Below are 14,439 nucleotides of genomic sequence, written 5' to 3'. Positions count from 1 at the left end.
AGGAGTCCGCGTGCGTTTATTACTGATCGAGGATGACGTGGCCCTCGGCGAGGGCATTCATCAGGCCCTGGGCCGTGAGGGTTACACCGTCGACTGGCTGCAAGACGGCAGCAGTGCCTTGCATTCACTGCTCAGCGAGACGTTTGACCTGGCCGTGCTCGATCTCGGCCTGCCGCGCATGGACGGTCTGCAAGTGCTGCGTCGCCTGCGTGAAAGCGGCTCCAACCTGCCGGTACTGATCCTCACCGCCCGGGATGCCACCGAAGACCGCATCGCCGGGCTGGATGCCGGGGCCGACGACTACCTGATCAAGCCCTTCGACCTGGCCGAACTCAAGGCTCGCCTGCGGGCGTTGTTGCGACGCAGCGCCGGGCGCGCCCAAGTGCTGATCGAACACGCCGGCATCAGCCTGAACCCCGGCACCCAGCAAGTCAGCTATCAAGGCGAGCCGGTGGCGCTGACGCCCAAGGAATATAAATTGCTCCACGAATTGCTTTCGCCTCCGGGCCGGGTCATGACTCGCGATCACCTGATGCAACTGCTTTACGGCTGGAACGAAGAAGCCGAAAGCAACACCCTGGAAGTGCATATCCATCACCTGCGCAAGAAATTCTCCACCGACCTGATCCGCACCATTCGCGGTGTCGGGTACCTGGTGGAGGAGCGTCGATGACTTCGATCCGGCGTCGCACCCTGACGCTGATCATCGGGCTGATGCTCACTGGTCTGGCAATCATCAGCGTGCTCAACCTGCACGACAGCAATCACGAGATTGCCGAAGTCTACGACGCCCAACTGGCCCAGAACGCCCGGCTGTTGCAGGGTGTGATGCGCATGCCGCTGGCCAGCAATGAACACGCCGAACTGTATCAAGCGTTCAACAAGGCCTTGAGTGAAGCGGTGCCGAGAGTCGATGGTCATCCCTATGAAAGCAAAATTGCCTTTCAGGTGTGGAATCGCAAGGGCGAAGTGCTGGTGCACACCGCCAGTGCGCCCTCCTTCACTGCGCCGCCGACGAAACCCGGTTTCAGCGATGTGGTGGATCTGCACAACCGCCATTGGCGGGTGTTCATGCTCGAAGACAAACAGAATGACCTGCGCATCTGGGTCGGTGAACGGGACGACGTGCGTGCGGACCTGGTCGACCGGATCGTGCGTCATACCCTGTGGCCCAATGTGCTGGGCAGCCTGATATTGGCGGCCATGGTCTGGCTGGCCATTGGCTGGGGGCTCAAACCCCTGGCCGATATGGCGGCGACGTTGCGGGCACGGCACAGCGGTTCTCTGGAGCCATTGCAACTGACCCCGTTGCCCAGCGAACTGGAACCGATGCAAGCGGCGCTCAATCGCATGCTCGCGCAAATTCAAGAGGTGCTTGGCCGTGAGCGGCGCTTCATCGCCGACGCCGCCCACGAATTACGCACGCCACTGGCCGTGCTGCGGGTGCATGCGCAAAACCTGCTGGAAGCCGGCACGGAACAGGAGCGTCGTGAGTCTCTGGCGTTTCTGATTGCCGGGGTCGACCGCACCAGCCGCCTGGTCAATCAGCTGCTGACCATGGCCCGTCTCGAACCCAAGGCCGTGGCGCCGGTGCTGCACAGTATTGATCTGAGCGAAACCGTGCGCGCCAGCCTGGCCCAGCTCACGCCCTGGTTACTGAGCAGGAACCTGGAACTGGCCTTCGACGTCGATGACCAGCCTATTGAAGTCCTCGCCGACGCCGCCGACATCGACATCGCCCTGAACAATCTGGTCACCAACGCCGCGAATTTCTCGCCGGAGCATGGCGTCATCACCGTGCAATTAAGCCAGGAGGACGGGTTCTACAACTTGAGCGTCCAGGACCAGGGGCCGGGCATCGACGAAGCGGATCGCGCACGGTTGTTCGAACGTTTTTACAGCCGTGGAAATACCGGCGGCGCAGGGTTGGGGCTGACCATTGTCAGCACCATTGCGACGCGGCTGGGTGGGCGGATTACGCTGGTCAATCCGCCGGAAGGCGGGTTGCGGGCGACCCTGTCGATTCCCGATGGCCAGCACCGTTGAACACTCTGTGGCGAGGGAGCTCGCTCCCGCTGGACTGCGCAGCGGCCCCAAAAAAGGGACCGCTGCACAGCCCAACGTCAGTCACTCACCCCAACAGACCGCGCCTACTTGGGTAGATCAATTTTATCCAACACCCGGTTCGCCGTGATCTCCGCCACCATGATGCTGTTTGAAATACCCAGCAGGGCGTAGCGCGACTCACCCTCCAGATGATCCACCAACTGATGGACCATCACATCGACCGAGGCCAGGGTCTCGACCAGAAAAACCGCCAGGGTTTCGGCCGTGGCCTCCGGGGCCACGGCAAACAACCTGCTGGGTTTACGCGCGGTGGCTTTGATGTCGGCATTCGACGGAAAGTGGAAGTTCAGAGCCCGCTCGGCGGCCTCGTTGAGCTTCTTTGAATCGGGTTCGTACGGGGAGACCGGATCGGTGTCCGGCGGATTGGGTGTGACCTTGAACATATTCTGAGTTTCCTATTGGGTGCCACCCCTCTTGCGACTAAACGAGAGGGGAGGCAGCTGCACGCAGGTTAGTCGACCGGGAAACTCAGAAATCCGGCGCGCCCGAAGGCGCCCTACGTACAGCTACCATCAAGTACAGGAATGAAAGACCTGCATGACAGATGCACGCACAACTGAGTTAACGCGGGCGACTAAACCCGATCACTGATGGGCAGTGACGGGAATCAAGTTACCGAGCGGGCCCAAGGCGCACAAGCCGGCGGATTCTGTCTTACGTGTAGGGGGTGGCGCAAGGCGTCGTAGCCTTTGGATGGTAACGGCAAGCTTCATTTAAACGATCGCGATTTTTCTTGTTTAAATGGACTGTGAGCGAGCTGTTGATGGGTTGGGCCAGGAATTGCAATCTGTGCCCTTCCCGCCCTACCCGAAAGCCTACTCACTCACTTTTTAGCGCTCGCCAGATAATGCGCAACCAACGCATTGGCATGCCCGTGCCCCATACCGTGTTCAGCCTTCAGCCACACCACCATTTCCATATGCTTCTTGCCGCTCACTGTTCCCAGCAGATCCAGCCAGTGGTCGATTGGCTGGCCGTATTTCTTCTCGATTGATGGGAAATACGACGCCGGGCCTTTGGTTTTTGTATCGTCGGTCATGTTGCAAGCTCCCTTTATCGCGACGGAGTGTCGGATAACGCTCCTTGTCGTCACGCCATAGATTGGACGCCAGGCGTTATCCCGGCAACCACCCCGCTCCGCCCTCACGCGACCCGACTTATCATTGCGACCCGTTCAGTTGTGTTCTTTGGAGCCTGTCACTTCAACCCCGCGTCGACGCTGACAGTCGCCTGCCAGGTCTTCTGACCCACGGGCAATATCGGCTCGTCGAAGAACCGGTAATCGCTCATGGCTTTCAGCACCGCTTGGTCGATAGCACTATCGCCCGAGCTTTCCAGCACAGAGATTTGGGGCACAACGGAACCAGGGTTGCCTATCAGTTGTAGCGTGACCGGTTTGCCGGCAGCGCCTGACTTGATCTGCTTCGCCAGGGCTTGCTCAACGTCCAATGCCTTACGGGTGAGGCTTTTATCGAGGCTATCGACCCATATTCCGTTGTAGTGCTTTACCTGTTCGGCCGACAGAACCAGACCCTTATCGCGTAGCCGCTGTACGCCTTGCCATGGAGCATCGTCGACGTATCTGGCGGCGTTCAGGTAATGCGCCAGCGCCCCTTTCAGATCCTGCGGACCACCTCTGCCGTCCTCCATGAATTGGGCCAACTTGGCCTCACTGTCCAGATTTCCGGGTCTGGTGACGGCCAACTGATAAAACTGCCTGGCCTCAACAAGGTTGGGCGCCTGGCCAATGCCCTCTTCCGCCATGCGAGCCAGTTGTTCATAACCTGCTGCTTTCCCGACGGCCACGGACTGATAGAAGGTCTTGGCTTTATGTACGTCCTGCGGCACGCCCTGGCCAGTTTCGTACAGAAAGCCGAGCACGAGTTTACACAGGAGGTTGCCGTTCTCGCTGGATTCGCGGATGTCTTCGACCTGCTCCGCGGTGATGGTTTTTTTAGCCAGCAGAAGCCTGCAACGGAGGCCGGTTTGAAAGTCGTCCTGAGGAGTGGGCGGAGTAGCTTGGCATCCTGCAATGAGGGCCGTGAGCACCAGTAAAAAAACAGCCTTGCTCATGGATTGCATCAATCGTCCCAATTTCATCGGCCGTCATGAAGAAAAAATGAGTCACTGAACCTATGGCGAGGGATTGGGTTGCCAAACTATCCCAACAACAACCCCTGCTCACGCTCACACAATTCAACCACGTAATCCCACAGCACCCGCAACCGCACCGACTTGTGCAGCTCGCGCCGCGTACTGATCCAATAGCTGCGCTGGATGCTTTCGTCCGGCAACAACGGCACCAGTTCGGGGTCGGTACTGGCCATGTAGCACGGCAGCACGGCGATTCCCAGGCCCGAGCGCGCGGCCTGTTGCTGGGCGATGACGCTGGTGCTGTGAAAGACCACCTGGGGGTTGCGGCAGAAGCTGTTGAGGAACATCAGTTCCTGGCTGAACAGCAAGTCGTCGACGTAGCCGATCCACGCATGGCGACCGAGGTCTTCGCGGCTGCGTAGTGGCGGCGAGCGGTCCAGGTAGGCCTGGCTGGCGTAGAGCGCCAGTCGGTAATCGGTGAGTTTGCGGGTGACCAGCATGTCGGCGGCCGGGCGTTCCAGGTGGATGCTGATCTCGGCTTCACGATTGAGGATGCTGACGAAGCGCGGCACTGCCACCAGTTCCACTTCCAGCCCCGGGTAGCGTTCGAACAAGCCGTTCATGCGGTTGGCGAGGAACATGATGCCCAACCCCTCCGTCACCCCGACGCGGATCTTGCCCAGCGGTGCGGATGATTGGGTGATTTCTTCCTGCGCCAGCAGCGCGACGTTTTCCATGGCTTCGGCGTGTTTGAGCAGCGCTTCGCCGGCCGGGGTCAATTCGTAGCCTTGAGCATGCTGCACGAACAGCGCGGTGCCGAGGCTTTTTTCGATGGCTTCGATGTGCCGGGCCACGGTGGCGTGGGTGGTGTTCAAACGCCGAGCGGCGGTCAGCAAGCGGCCGCTGCGCTGCAATTCGAGAAAAAACCGCAGGTCATTCCAGTCGAACATGAACCATCCTTGACGTTATGCCGTTAACGACGCTGTTTAAAAACGCACAGCAGCTGCGCAAAAACTAACATTCTTTTAACGAAAGCTAACAACTAGGATGACCGACAACAAGAACAACAATACGAGGTCAGGGATGCAGACTTCCCTTGATGAATACGACTACATCGTGGTCGGCGCCGGGCCGGCCGGTTGTTTGCTGGCCAATCGACTGTCGGCCAACCCGCAACACCGCGTGCTGCTGCTCGAAGCCGGCGGCCGCGATAACTACCCATGGATTCACATCCCCGTCGGTTACCTGTTCTGCATCGGCAACCCACGCACCGACTGGTGCTTCAAGACCGAAACGCAACCGGGCCTGCATGGCCGCGCCCTGAGCTACCCGCGCGGCAAGGTGCTCGGCGGCTGTTCCTCGATCAACGGCATGATCTACATGCGCGGCCAGGCCGGCGACTACGACGGCTGGGCGGCCGAGGGCAATCCCGGCTGGGGCTGGCAAGACGTGCTGCCCCTGTTCAAACACAGCGAAAACCATTTTGCCGGCGACTCGGAATTTCACGGCGCTGCCGGCGAATGGCGGATCGAGCGCCAGCGGCTGTCGTGGCCGATCCTCGATGCCTTCCGCACAGCGGCCGAGCAAAGCGGCATCGCCAGCATCGATGACTTCAATCAGGGCGACAACGAAGGCTGCGGCTATTTCCAGGTCAACCAGAAAGCCGGTATCCGCTGGAACGCGGCCAAGGCATTTCTCAAACCAATCCGCCAGCGCGCCAATCTGACGGTGCTGACCGACGTCGAGGTGGACCGCGTGCTGCTGGAAAACGGCCGTGCTTCGGCGGTCGGCGCACGTTGGCAAGGCCAGGCGAAAACCTTCAAGGCGCATAAGGAAATCGTGTTGTGTGCCGGCTCCGTCGGGTCACCGGGCATCCTCCAGCGTTCCGGCATCGGCCCTCGCCCGCTGCTGCAAAAACTGGGCATCGGCGTTGCCCATGAACTGCCCGGCGTGGGCGGCAACTTGCAGGATCACCTGCAATTGCGGCTGATCTACAAACTGGAAAACGCCCGCACCCTGAACCAGATTGCCGGCACGCTGTGGGGCAAGATGGGCATGGGCCTGCGTTATCTGTATGACCGCAGCGGCCCGCTGTCCATGGCCCCGAGCCAACTTGGTGCCTTTGCCCGTTCAGGGCCGGAGCAGACTTCGGCGAACCTCGAATACCACGTGCAACCCTTGTCGCTGGAGCGTTTCGGCGAGCCGCTGCACGCCTTCCCCGCCTTCACCGCATCGGTCTGTGATCTGCGCCCGCAAAGCCGTGGCCGGATCGACATTCGCTCCGCCGACCCGCGGGAAGCGCCGCTGATTCAACCCAACTACCTGAGCCATCCCGAAGACTTGCGAGTGGCGGCCGATGCCATCCGCCTGACTCGTCGCATCGTCTCGGCACCCGCGTTGCAAGCCTTCAAACCGGTCGAGTACCTGCCCGGCGCCAGCTTGCAGAGCGAAGAGCAATTGCACGAAGCCGCCGCCCGGATCGGCACCACGATTTTCCACCCGGTGGGCACCTGCCGGATGGGCAACGATGCAGACGCGGTGGTCGATGCCGAGCTGCGCGTCCACGGCATTCCCGGCCTGCGCATCGCCGACGCCTCGATCATGCCGCGCATCACCTCGGGCAACACCTGCTCGCCGACGTTGATGATTGCCGAGAAAGCTGCGCAATTGATCCTCAATTCTGTTGTAAACACCAACCCTGTGGGAGCGGGCTTGCCCGCGATGACGGTGTGACATTCAACATCACTGTTGACTGAACCACCGCCATCGCGGGCAAGCCCGCTCCCACAGGGATTGCATTAGATTCACGGACATCGAGCATCACCCCCTGCAAGGAACACGCAACACCAGTGGAACAACAAAAACAATCACTGTGAGGGATACCGATATGTCAGAACATGTTCAGCCCCTGGAAGCCGTCCGCAGCGCCGGCACCAGTCAGGAAACCCAGAAAGTCATCTTCGCCTCCTCCTTGGGGACGGTGTTCGAGTGGTACGACTTTTTCCTCTACGGCGCCCTCGCGGCGGTTATCAGCAAACAATTCTTCGCCGGGGTCAACGACACTACGGCGTTCATCTTTGCGCTGATGGCGTTTGCCGCTGGCTTCATCGTGCGGCCGTTCGGCGCGCTGGTGTTCGGACGCCTGGGGGACATGATCGGGCGCAAATACACGTTCCTCGCGACTATCGTCCTCATGGGCCTGGCAACGTTCTGTGTCGGCTTGCTGCCAACTTACGCAAGCATCGGCATTGCCGCGCCGATCATCCTCGTGGTGCTGCGCATGCTCCAGGGTCTGGCGCTGGGCGGTGAGTATGGTGGCGCGGCCACTTACGTTGCCGAACACGCGCCGATGGGCAAACGCGGTTTCCACACCAGCTGGATTCAGTCCACCGCCACCCTCGGCTTGCTGCTGTCGCTGCTGGTGGTGCTCGGCTGCCGCTACTTCACCGGTGACCAGTTTGAAGTCTGGGGCTGGCGCATTCCGTTTCTGTTTTCGATCGTGCTGCTGGGCATCTCGACCTGGATTCGCCTGAGCCTGCACGAGTCGCCTGCGTTCGTGAAAATGAAAGAGGAAGGCAAACTCTGCAAGTCGCCGCTGCGCGATTCCTTCGGTAAATGGGACAACCTTAAAGTGGTGCTGATTGCGCTGTTCAGCATCAACGCCGGGCAAGCGGTGACCTTCTATGCCGCGCAGTTCTACGTGCTGTTCTTCCTCACCCAGTTCCTGAAAATGGACCCGGCGCTGGCAAACAGCCTGCTGATCGTCAGCGTGATCATCGGCGCGCCGTTCTTCATCTTTTTTGGCTGGCTGTCGGACAAGGTCGGGCGCAAACCAGTGCTGATGATCGGCCTGCTGCTGGCCACCGCGCTGTACTTTCCGATCTTCAAGTCCATCGCCCACTACGCCAACCCGGCCATCGACCAGGCCAGCCGCCAGGCACCGATCACCGTGCTGGCCGACCCGGCCACCTGCACCTTCCAGTTCGACCCGGTGGGCAAGGCAAAATTTGATAGCCCGTGCGACAAGGTCAAAACCTTCCTGGTCAAACAGGGCCTGCCCTACAACAGCGAAGCGGCTCCGGCCGGCAGCGCCGTGCAGGTCAGCATCGGCGAGGTGACAATCGACGGCTACGATGAGGCTGCCCTGCGCGGCGCGGTGACCCTGGCCGGCTATCCGTCGCAAGCTGACACTCAGCTGATCAACAAACCGATGATCGTGGCGCTGATCGTCGCGCTGATCATCATCTCCGCCATGTGCTACGGCCCGCTGGCGGCACTGATGGTCGAACTGTTCCCGACCCGCATCCGCTATACCTCCATGTCCCTGCCCTACCACATCGGCAACGGCTGGTTCGGTGGTTTCCTGCCGACGGTGTCGTTTGCTCTGGTGGTGTACACCGGGGATATTTTCTATGGGCTGTGGTACCCGGTGGTGATTACCGGGGTGAGCCTGGTGGTGGGGATGATGTGTTTGCGTGAGACGAAGAATGTGGATCTGGATAAAAACTGAAAGCTAACGGGAGGTTGGTTTGTGGCGAGGGATTAACTTCCCTCGCCACAAAATGCTTTCTGCACATCAGGTTTTGAGCACCTCAAACGTCACTTCCTCAGGATAGAACGCCACATACCCGCCAATCTGCGCAACCGACACCTTGGGGTGCTCATAGCTCCATACCGCATTGGCACTTTCATGTCCGGGGATCTGCAGGCTGTAATAGCTGGCATCGCCCTTGTACGGGCAGTAGCTGGTGTGGTCGGTGCGGGCGAAATACTGTTCGGCGATGTCCTCCCGCGGGATGTAGTACACCGGAGGATAATTGGTCTCATGCATGACCAGCGCCCGAGTGGACGACGCCACTTGAATGCCATGAAACTTCACTACCACGCAGCCGGGTTGGGGCTCGATGGTGATGGGTTTACCAGGACCAGGGGCTTTCATGGATAGGACCTCTGCTGCTGTTGCGCTGTATCCGTGACCCATCAGGTATACCCCATGTTTAAGCATCGCGAGCACTTCGCAGCCGAACGGGAGCGTGCTTCAGTCGCTGGATTGACCGCTGTCATCACCCGCAACAGCTTAAGCTGTACATCCATACAGATAAAGATTGCTCCATCGCTCATCAGCCGCCATTCTGTGCACCTCTCGAACACTGATCGATGATGGTGGTTATGCAGCTGTACCTCTGTGAAAAACCTTCCCAGGCCAAAGACATCGCGGCCGTGCTCGGTGCCAAGCGTCGGGGCGACGGCTGCTGGCTGGGAACGGGCGTCACGGTGACCTGGTGCATCGGCCATCTGCTGGAAACCGCACCGCCAGATGCCTATGACGCGCGTTACAAGCGTTGGGTGCTGGCGGATCTGCCGATCATTCCCGAAAAATGGAAGATGACCGTCAAACCGCGTACCGCCAGCCAGTACAAGGCGGTCAAGCGTTTGCTCGGCGAGGCCAGTGAACTGGTGATTGCCACCGACGCCGACCGTGAGGGCGAAATGATCGCCCGGGAACTGGTGGAGCATTGCCGTTATCGCGGGCCGATCCGGCGACTGTGGCTGTCGGCGCTGGACGATGCATCGATCCGCAAGGCACTGGCGGCGCTCAAGCCGGGGGCCGAGACGTTCAGCCTTTATCATTCGGCATTGGGGCGCTCCCGGGCCGACTGGCTGATCGGGATGAACATGAGTCGGCTGTTCACCCTGCTGGGGCGTCAGTCCGGCTATCAGGGTGTGTTGCCGGTCGGTCGGGTGCAGACGCCGACCTTGCGGCTGGTGGTGGATCGCGACCGCAGCATTGCCAATTTCGTCCCGGTCGCTTATTGGGCGATCGATGTGCAACTGCTGCACGACGGCGCCGCGTTCACCGCCCAGTGGCGTGCGGCCTCCGACGCTTGCGACGATCAGGACCGCTGCCTGAATCAGGCGCTGGCTCAGAAAGCGGCTACAGCCATTAGCGGTGCGGCGAGCGCTCGGGTGATCAAACTGCGCACCGAGCGGATGCGCGAAGTCGCGCCTTTGCCGTTCGATCTGGGCACGTTGCAGGAAGTCTGTTCGAAGAAGCTCGGGCTCGGGGCTCAGGAAACCCTCGATATTGCCCAAGCGCTGTACGAAACCCACAAAGTCATTACCTACCCGCGTAGCGACTGCGGCTACCTGCCGCTGAGTCAGCACAGCGAAGCCCCGGGTATTCTGGCGGCGCTCCGGCAGGCCGACCCGGCCTTGAACGCCTTGCACGACCACCTGGAGCCCCAGCGCCGCTCACGGGCCTGGAACGATGCCAAGGTCAGCGCTCACCACGGCATCATCCCCACTGCTGCGGCGAAAAACCTCGACCGCCTGGCAGGCAAGCAACGGGCGGTCTACACCCTGATTCGTGCGCGTTACCTGGCGCAGTTCCTGCCCAACCATGAATACGACCGGACCCAGGCCGACTTCGACTGTGCCGGTGAAGCCTTGCGCGCCGTGGGCAAGCAGATTGTCGAGCCCGGCTGGAAACGCGCCCTGCCCGAGGCTCTCGCGCCAGCCAAGGGCCGCGAAGCACCCGCACCGCAAACACTGCCGGCACTGGCCGAAGGGCGTGACTGCGCGGTGGCCGATGTGAAGCTCAAGGACCTCTGGACCCAGCCGCCCAAACCGTTCACCGAAGGCGATCTGATCAAGGCAATGAAGAACGTCGCCAAACTGGTGGAAGATCCACTGCTCAAGCAAAAGCTCAAGGACACCACCGGCATCGGCACCGAAGCCACCCGCGCCTCGATCATCCAGGGCCTGCTGGACCGCGGCTACCTGATCAAGAACGGCAAGGCCCTGGCCGCGACGCCGGCAGCGTTCAGCCTGATCGACGCCGTGCCGCGCGCGATTGCCGATCCCGGCACCACGGCGATCTGGGAACAGGCCCTGGACATGGTGCAGAGCGGTGAAATGAGCCTGGAAGAATTCGTCACCAAACAGGCTGCGTGGATGAGCAAGCAGGTGGCACGTTGCGCTGGCCTGAACCTGACCATCAGCGGGCCGGCAAGCCCGGCCGGGCGTGGCGCCACACCGTGGAAAAACAAACGTAAACCGGCCAAACGCAAGCCCTCGACCGGTGCCAAACGGGCGGCGAAACCGGCGAGCAAGGCTTAAGGCACTTGCAACGAATCGAAACCTGTAGGAGCGTGACTTGCCCGCGAAGAAGTCACCGCGGTTTTCGGGTATTACGCGTTATCCTTCTTCGCGGGCAAGTCGGATCGCCGCACCGCTCGCTCCTACAGGTTCTGCGGCGCATCAGGCATCAGCCCTGCTTTCTGAAAGGTACGACCATGACGACAATCAGAAGCCAGCCCGCGATAGAACTGCACGCCACTCAGCGCGACGAACTGGAAACCATCGAAAACCTGATGCAGTTCTACGTGTATGACTTCAGCGAATGGCTGCCGCTGAAACTCGGGGAACATGGCTTCTTCAACATCCAGCCCAGGCTTGATTATTGGCGCAATCCCGCAACCAAACCGTTTCTGATCAAGGTTGACGGCGAACTTGCCGGTTTTGTGACCGTGGATAACGAAACCCATATCGTCGGCGCCGAACACAACATCGGCTACTTTTTTATCAGTCGACGCTTTCGTGGCCAAGGCGTCGCGAAATTTGTCGTCTCTGCCCTCTTGAACCGGTTCCCCGGTCAATGGCAGATTTTCCACATCGACGCCAACCAGCCTGCACGGCTGTTCTGGGCCAAGGTGATACCTGATCTCACGGGCGGTGAATTCACACTGCATCACCTGCCGATCGACGGTTATCCGTGTACCGTTTACCGCTTTAAAAGATCGCAGCCTTCGGCAGCTCCGACGGGGTAGGCGTCAGTCTCGTAGGAACGAGGCTTGCCCGCGAAGGCCATCACACGGACAAACTGCTAGACCGCGTCATCGTTCTTCTCGGGCAAGCGTCACGCCTACGGAAGGCTGCGATCTTGACGATTCCAGCGAAGCCACAGCCAGCCACGCTTGACTTTCTAATTCCAAAACCACTTTGTCCGACAATATGTAGTGAACAAAAATAATCACTACAAAACCGTTGACGCCTCCGATTTGCCCTTGCATGATGCAGACATCTCCCCGATCGGGAGTACAGGCAACACGTTTGAGCAAGCTCGTCTGACCGCCGAGCTGTTTTTCCCGGATACACGCTGCCCACAAGGCAGATTGAAGAAGCTGACCTGGCCTGAACGTCCAGTACAAAGGACGAGAAGCGCTGGCGATCAATCCTCATGAAGCTTGTGGCCGACCCTGAAAATGTCGGCAGTGGCCTCCAGGTTTTCGCTGCTTCTCTTCGTTGTGACGCTATTGCGTAGCAGTTATTCAACACGACTACATGCAGCAGACGCGGGACCCCGTCGTATTGACGGCCGACCGCTGACGTCCTGGTTTCGGTGCCAGGGATCAACTAACCGATGGGCTACTTGTATTAGCGAATCAACTTTGAAAGATCACCAAATGGTCAAGGGGCTTACAATGAATCTGAACAATCAACCTACTATCGATGAACTGGCTCGTTTGTTCGCTGCGCAAAAAGACAGCCAGGACAGCCATATTCTGTGGATCAGCAAATCGGGCCAGGTTCATATCGACTGCCTGTCGCCCCATGCCCACGAAGAAGAGTTCGACCGCAGCAACCAGAACCTGCTCGCCCGACTGAAGATGTACCGTCGCGGCCAGGGTTATGTCGGCAAGAAAGCCGCGGCCGACAAGGACTTCATCGGTAATGTGCTGCAAACGCTGAAACAGGCGTGGGCATCGATGCAGAACCAGAACGAAGTTCGGGTGATTGATCGGTTGTATTGATATCCCCTCTCAGTAATGAAAGAAGGCCCCGCTCGGAATATCGAGCGGGGCCTTTTCGTTTGTCTCGTGCGCACCAAACAAAGCTATGGTTAACACTATGCCCTGCTGGATTTCTGGAGGCTTGCGATGAACAAAATCCTGATATTCATAGTGTTCGCGATGGCGAATGTTGCTCATGCGAACACCCTCCCTGGCATTCCCTCATTCGATGTGGACTGCCCCGGCAAAGTCGTCGTCCATGCGGATCAGGACGGCCCGGTATTGATCAACAGTAAAGTGGCGGAAACCAAAGCCATCAACGATCGCCGCTTCGAAGCCAAGGGTTCGGGCATCACGATTACGATCATCCTCGCCGATGACGATTCGGTGACCGTGTCCTCCACCGGCAAGGCTCCCAATGGGCTGTGCCAATCAGTGGATGACTGACTTCGCCGACTCGACCGCAGCCGCACCCATTACCAGGTCCATAAAGGCCAGCGACGCCGCACTGTGATAATTGTTTTTGCGCCGAAGCAGCGCGGCCCCTCGGTTGGGCGCCTCCCCCAGCAGCGGAATTTTGCGTAATGCCCGTTCCGCAGTGGCGATGGGTTCCGGCAGGATGGTGGCCATCGGCGCGTGGCGAATGACCTCCAGCAGCGTACTCACCGAGTTCACCTCGACTGCCACTTTGGGCGTGATGTTCTGTTGCCGAAAATACCCGTCGATGGAGGATCGAGTGATGAAATCCGGCGTCAGCAACGCGAACTCCAGTTGCGTCACCTCCTTTGGCGATAGCGGGCTCTGGCGCTCGTACAACGGATGACTGCGCCCGACCATCACGCCCAAGGTCTCGACAAACGCCGGCACGCACTCGATATCGGGGCTCCTCACCGGTGTAAAAGCAATCGCAATGTCCAGCGAGTCATCGAGCAACCCGGCCTCGATGTCATCCATCGATAACTCGAAAATCTGCAGATGGATGTTCGGGAATTTCGCCACGTAGTCGCGCACCAACGGCCCCACCAGATACGCCATGAACGTTGGCGTCATGGCCAGTCGCAAGGAGCCCCGAGACAAATCCTTCACGTCATGCAGTGCGCGTTTCCCCGCTTCAAGTTCCACCAGCACCCGACGGGCACTTTCGATATAGGCCAGCCCCGCATCGGTCGGTTTGACCGTGCGCGAGGTGCGGTCGAACAGGCTGACGCCCAGGGTTTCCTCCAGTTGCCGGATCTGCTGGGACAGCGTCGGTTGGGAGACGTACAACGCCTCGGCGGCGCGGGTGAAGCCGCCGTGGTCGGCGACCGCCAGCAGGTAGCGCAAATGTCGGAGCAGCATGGGGGCACATCATCTATAGGCAAGACTTATGCAAAGCATTGTATACCGATCTTGGACGCTATGGATCAATCGACCGAAGATGGCTCCA

The 14,439-nt window shown here is 59.7% G+C and carries 14 protein-coding genes; 8 read left to right on the top strand and 6 right to left on the bottom strand.

Features of this window, described 5'->3' with window-relative positions; translation table 11 throughout:
• The first annotated feature begins 10 nt into the window (after positions 1-10).
• Together PSH97_RS12110 and PSH97_RS12105 are read left to right on the top strand one after the other, a co-directional pair.
• Positions 11-673: a response regulator gene (locus PSH97_RS12110; RefSeq protein WP_305449373.1), complete on the top strand. Its 663-nt coding sequence runs from the start codon at positions 11-13 to the stop codon at positions 671-673.
• Positions 670-2,046 (top strand): sensor histidine kinase, encoded by a 1,377-nt coding sequence (locus tag PSH97_RS12105; RefSeq protein ID WP_305449372.1) that lies wholly within the window; start codon positions 670-672, stop codon positions 2,044-2,046. Before PSH97_RS12110 ends, PSH97_RS12105 begins: the two co-directional genes overlap by 4 nt.
• A gap of 104 nt (positions 2,047-2,150) precedes the next feature.
• On the opposite strand, the gene PSH97_RS12100 is transcribed toward PSH97_RS12105, so the two are convergent.
• The 4 genes from PSH97_RS12100 to PSH97_RS12085 form a co-directional block, all read right to left on the bottom strand.
• Positions 2,151-2,510 (bottom strand): DUF6124 family protein, encoded by a 360-nt coding sequence (locus tag PSH97_RS12100; RefSeq protein ID WP_205888641.1) that lies wholly within the window; start codon positions 2,508-2,510, stop codon positions 2,151-2,153.
• Positions 2,511-2,950: 440 nt separating this feature from the next.
• Positions 2,951-3,166 carry a DUF4287 domain-containing protein gene (locus PSH97_RS12095; RefSeq protein ID WP_305449371.1) on the bottom strand — a complete coding sequence of 72 codons (216 nt, stop codon included), beginning with the start codon at positions 3,164-3,166 and terminating at the stop codon, positions 2,951-2,953.
• A gap of 158 nt (positions 3,167-3,324) precedes the next feature.
• On the bottom strand, positions 3,325-4,200 hold the full coding sequence (locus PSH97_RS12090) for a sel1 repeat family protein (protein WP_305449370.1): 876 nt from the start codon (positions 4,198-4,200) through the stop codon (positions 3,325-3,327).
• An 86-nt stretch (positions 4,201-4,286) separates the two neighbouring features.
• Positions 4,287-5,171 (bottom strand): LysR family transcriptional regulator, encoded by an 885-nt coding sequence (locus PSH97_RS12085; RefSeq protein ID WP_305449369.1) that lies wholly within the window; start codon positions 5,169-5,171, stop codon positions 4,287-4,289.
• Positions 5,172-5,304: 133 nt separating this feature from the next.
• On the opposite strand from PSH97_RS12085, the gene PSH97_RS12080 reads away from it, so the two are divergent.
• Both PSH97_RS12080 and PSH97_RS12075 read left to right on the top strand, forming a co-directional pair.
• Positions 5,305-6,954 carry a GMC family oxidoreductase gene (locus PSH97_RS12080; protein WP_305449368.1) on the top strand — a complete coding sequence of 550 codons (1,650 nt, stop codon included), beginning with the start codon at positions 5,305-5,307 and terminating at the stop codon, positions 6,952-6,954.
• Positions 6,955-7,108: 154 nt separating this feature from the next.
• A complete protein-coding gene (locus PSH97_RS12075; protein WP_305449367.1) occupies positions 7,109-8,731 on the top strand; it encodes an MFS transporter in 1,623 nt (540 codons plus the stop codon).
• Positions 8,732-8,797: 66 nt separating this feature from the next.
• On the opposite strand, the gene PSH97_RS12070 is transcribed toward PSH97_RS12075, so the two are convergent.
• Positions 8,798-9,160 (bottom strand): DUF427 domain-containing protein, encoded by a 363-nt coding sequence (locus PSH97_RS12070; protein WP_205888645.1) that lies wholly within the window; start codon positions 9,158-9,160, stop codon positions 8,798-8,800.
• Positions 9,161-9,390: 230 nt separating this feature from the next.
• Here PSH97_RS12070 and PSH97_RS12065 point away from each other — a divergent pair, with 230 nt between their 5' ends.
• The 4 genes from PSH97_RS12065 (at position 9,391) to PSH97_RS12050 (ending at position 13,460) form a co-directional block, all read left to right on the top strand.
• The gene (locus tag PSH97_RS12065; RefSeq protein ID WP_305449785.1) at positions 9,391-11,340 is read left to right on the top strand and encodes a DNA topoisomerase III; all 1,950 of its coding nucleotides are present in this window, start codon (positions 9,391-9,393) and stop codon (positions 11,338-11,340) included.
• Positions 11,341-11,516: 176 nt separating this feature from the next.
• A complete protein-coding gene (locus PSH97_RS12060; RefSeq protein WP_305449366.1) occupies positions 11,517-12,050 on the top strand; it encodes a GNAT family N-acetyltransferase in 534 nt (177 codons plus the stop codon).
• Positions 12,051-12,704: 654 nt separating this feature from the next.
• Positions 12,705-13,034 (top strand): hypothetical protein, encoded by a 330-nt coding sequence (locus tag PSH97_RS12055; protein WP_123719150.1) that lies wholly within the window; start codon positions 12,705-12,707, stop codon positions 13,032-13,034.
• Between the two features lie 126 nt (positions 13,035-13,160).
• Positions 13,161-13,460 (top strand): hypothetical protein, encoded by a 300-nt coding sequence (locus PSH97_RS12050; RefSeq protein ID WP_305449365.1) that lies wholly within the window; start codon positions 13,161-13,163, stop codon positions 13,458-13,460.
• Here the strand turns inward: PSH97_RS12050 and cynR are convergent.
• On the bottom strand, positions 13,446-14,351 hold the full coding sequence (gene cynR, locus PSH97_RS12045) for a transcriptional regulator CynR (protein ID WP_305449364.1): 906 nt from the start codon (positions 14,349-14,351) through the stop codon (positions 13,446-13,448). The two genes, PSH97_RS12050 and cynR, sit on opposite strands and share 15 nt — an antisense overlap.
• Positions 14,352-14,439 lie beyond the last annotated feature (88 nt).

Origin of the sequence: Pseudomonas cucumis (assembly GCF_030687935.1) — a bacterium.
GTDB lineage: Bacteria > Pseudomonadota > Gammaproteobacteria > Pseudomonadales > Pseudomonadaceae > Aquipseudomonas > Aquipseudomonas cucumis.
Note: the sequence above shows the minus strand (reverse complement) of the source record. Positions and strands in the feature narration are given on the sequence as shown.

Bases quoted from the DNA above. Each gene is read 5' to 3' on its own strand.
- PSH97_RS12050 (WP_305449365.1), top strand. From the start codon at position 13,161: ATGAACAAAATCCTGATATTCATAGTGTTCGCGATGGCGAATGTTGCT.
- PSH97_RS12070 (WP_205888645.1), bottom strand. From the start codon at position 9,160: ATGAAAGCCCCTGGTCCTGGTAAACCCATCACCATCGAGCCCCAACCC.
- PSH97_RS12080 (WP_305449368.1), top strand. From the start codon at position 5,305: ATGCAGACTTCCCTTGATGAATACGACTACATCGTGGTCGGCGCCGGG.
- PSH97_RS12065 (WP_305449785.1), top strand. From the start codon at position 9,391: ATGCAGCTGTACCTCTGTGAAAAACCTTCCCAGGCCAAAGACATCGCG.
- PSH97_RS12085 (WP_305449369.1), bottom strand. From the start codon at position 5,171: ATGTTCGACTGGAATGACCTGCGGTTTTTTCTCGAATTGCAGCGCAGC.
- PSH97_RS12095 (WP_305449371.1), bottom strand. From the start codon at position 3,166: ATGACCGACGATACAAAAACCAAAGGCCCGGCGTCGTATTTCCCATCA.
- PSH97_RS12100 (WP_205888641.1), bottom strand. From the start codon at position 2,510: ATGTTCAAGGTCACACCCAATCCGCCGGACACCGATCCGGTCTCCCCG.
- PSH97_RS12075 (WP_305449367.1), top strand. From the start codon at position 7,109: ATGTCAGAACATGTTCAGCCCCTGGAAGCCGTCCGCAGCGCCGGCACC.
- PSH97_RS12055 (WP_123719150.1), top strand. From the start codon at position 12,705: ATGAATCTGAACAATCAACCTACTATCGATGAACTGGCTCGTTTGTTC.
- cynR (WP_305449364.1), bottom strand. From the start codon at position 14,351: ATGCTGCTCCGACATTTGCGCTACCTGCTGGCGGTCGCCGACCACGGC.
- PSH97_RS12090 (WP_305449370.1), bottom strand. From the start codon at position 4,200: ATGAGCAAGGCTGTTTTTTTACTGGTGCTCACGGCCCTCATTGCAGGA.
- PSH97_RS12060 (WP_305449366.1), top strand. From the start codon at position 11,517: ATGACGACAATCAGAAGCCAGCCCGCGATAGAACTGCACGCCACTCAG.
- PSH97_RS12105 (WP_305449372.1), top strand. From the start codon at position 670: ATGACTTCGATCCGGCGTCGCACCCTGACGCTGATCATCGGGCTGATG.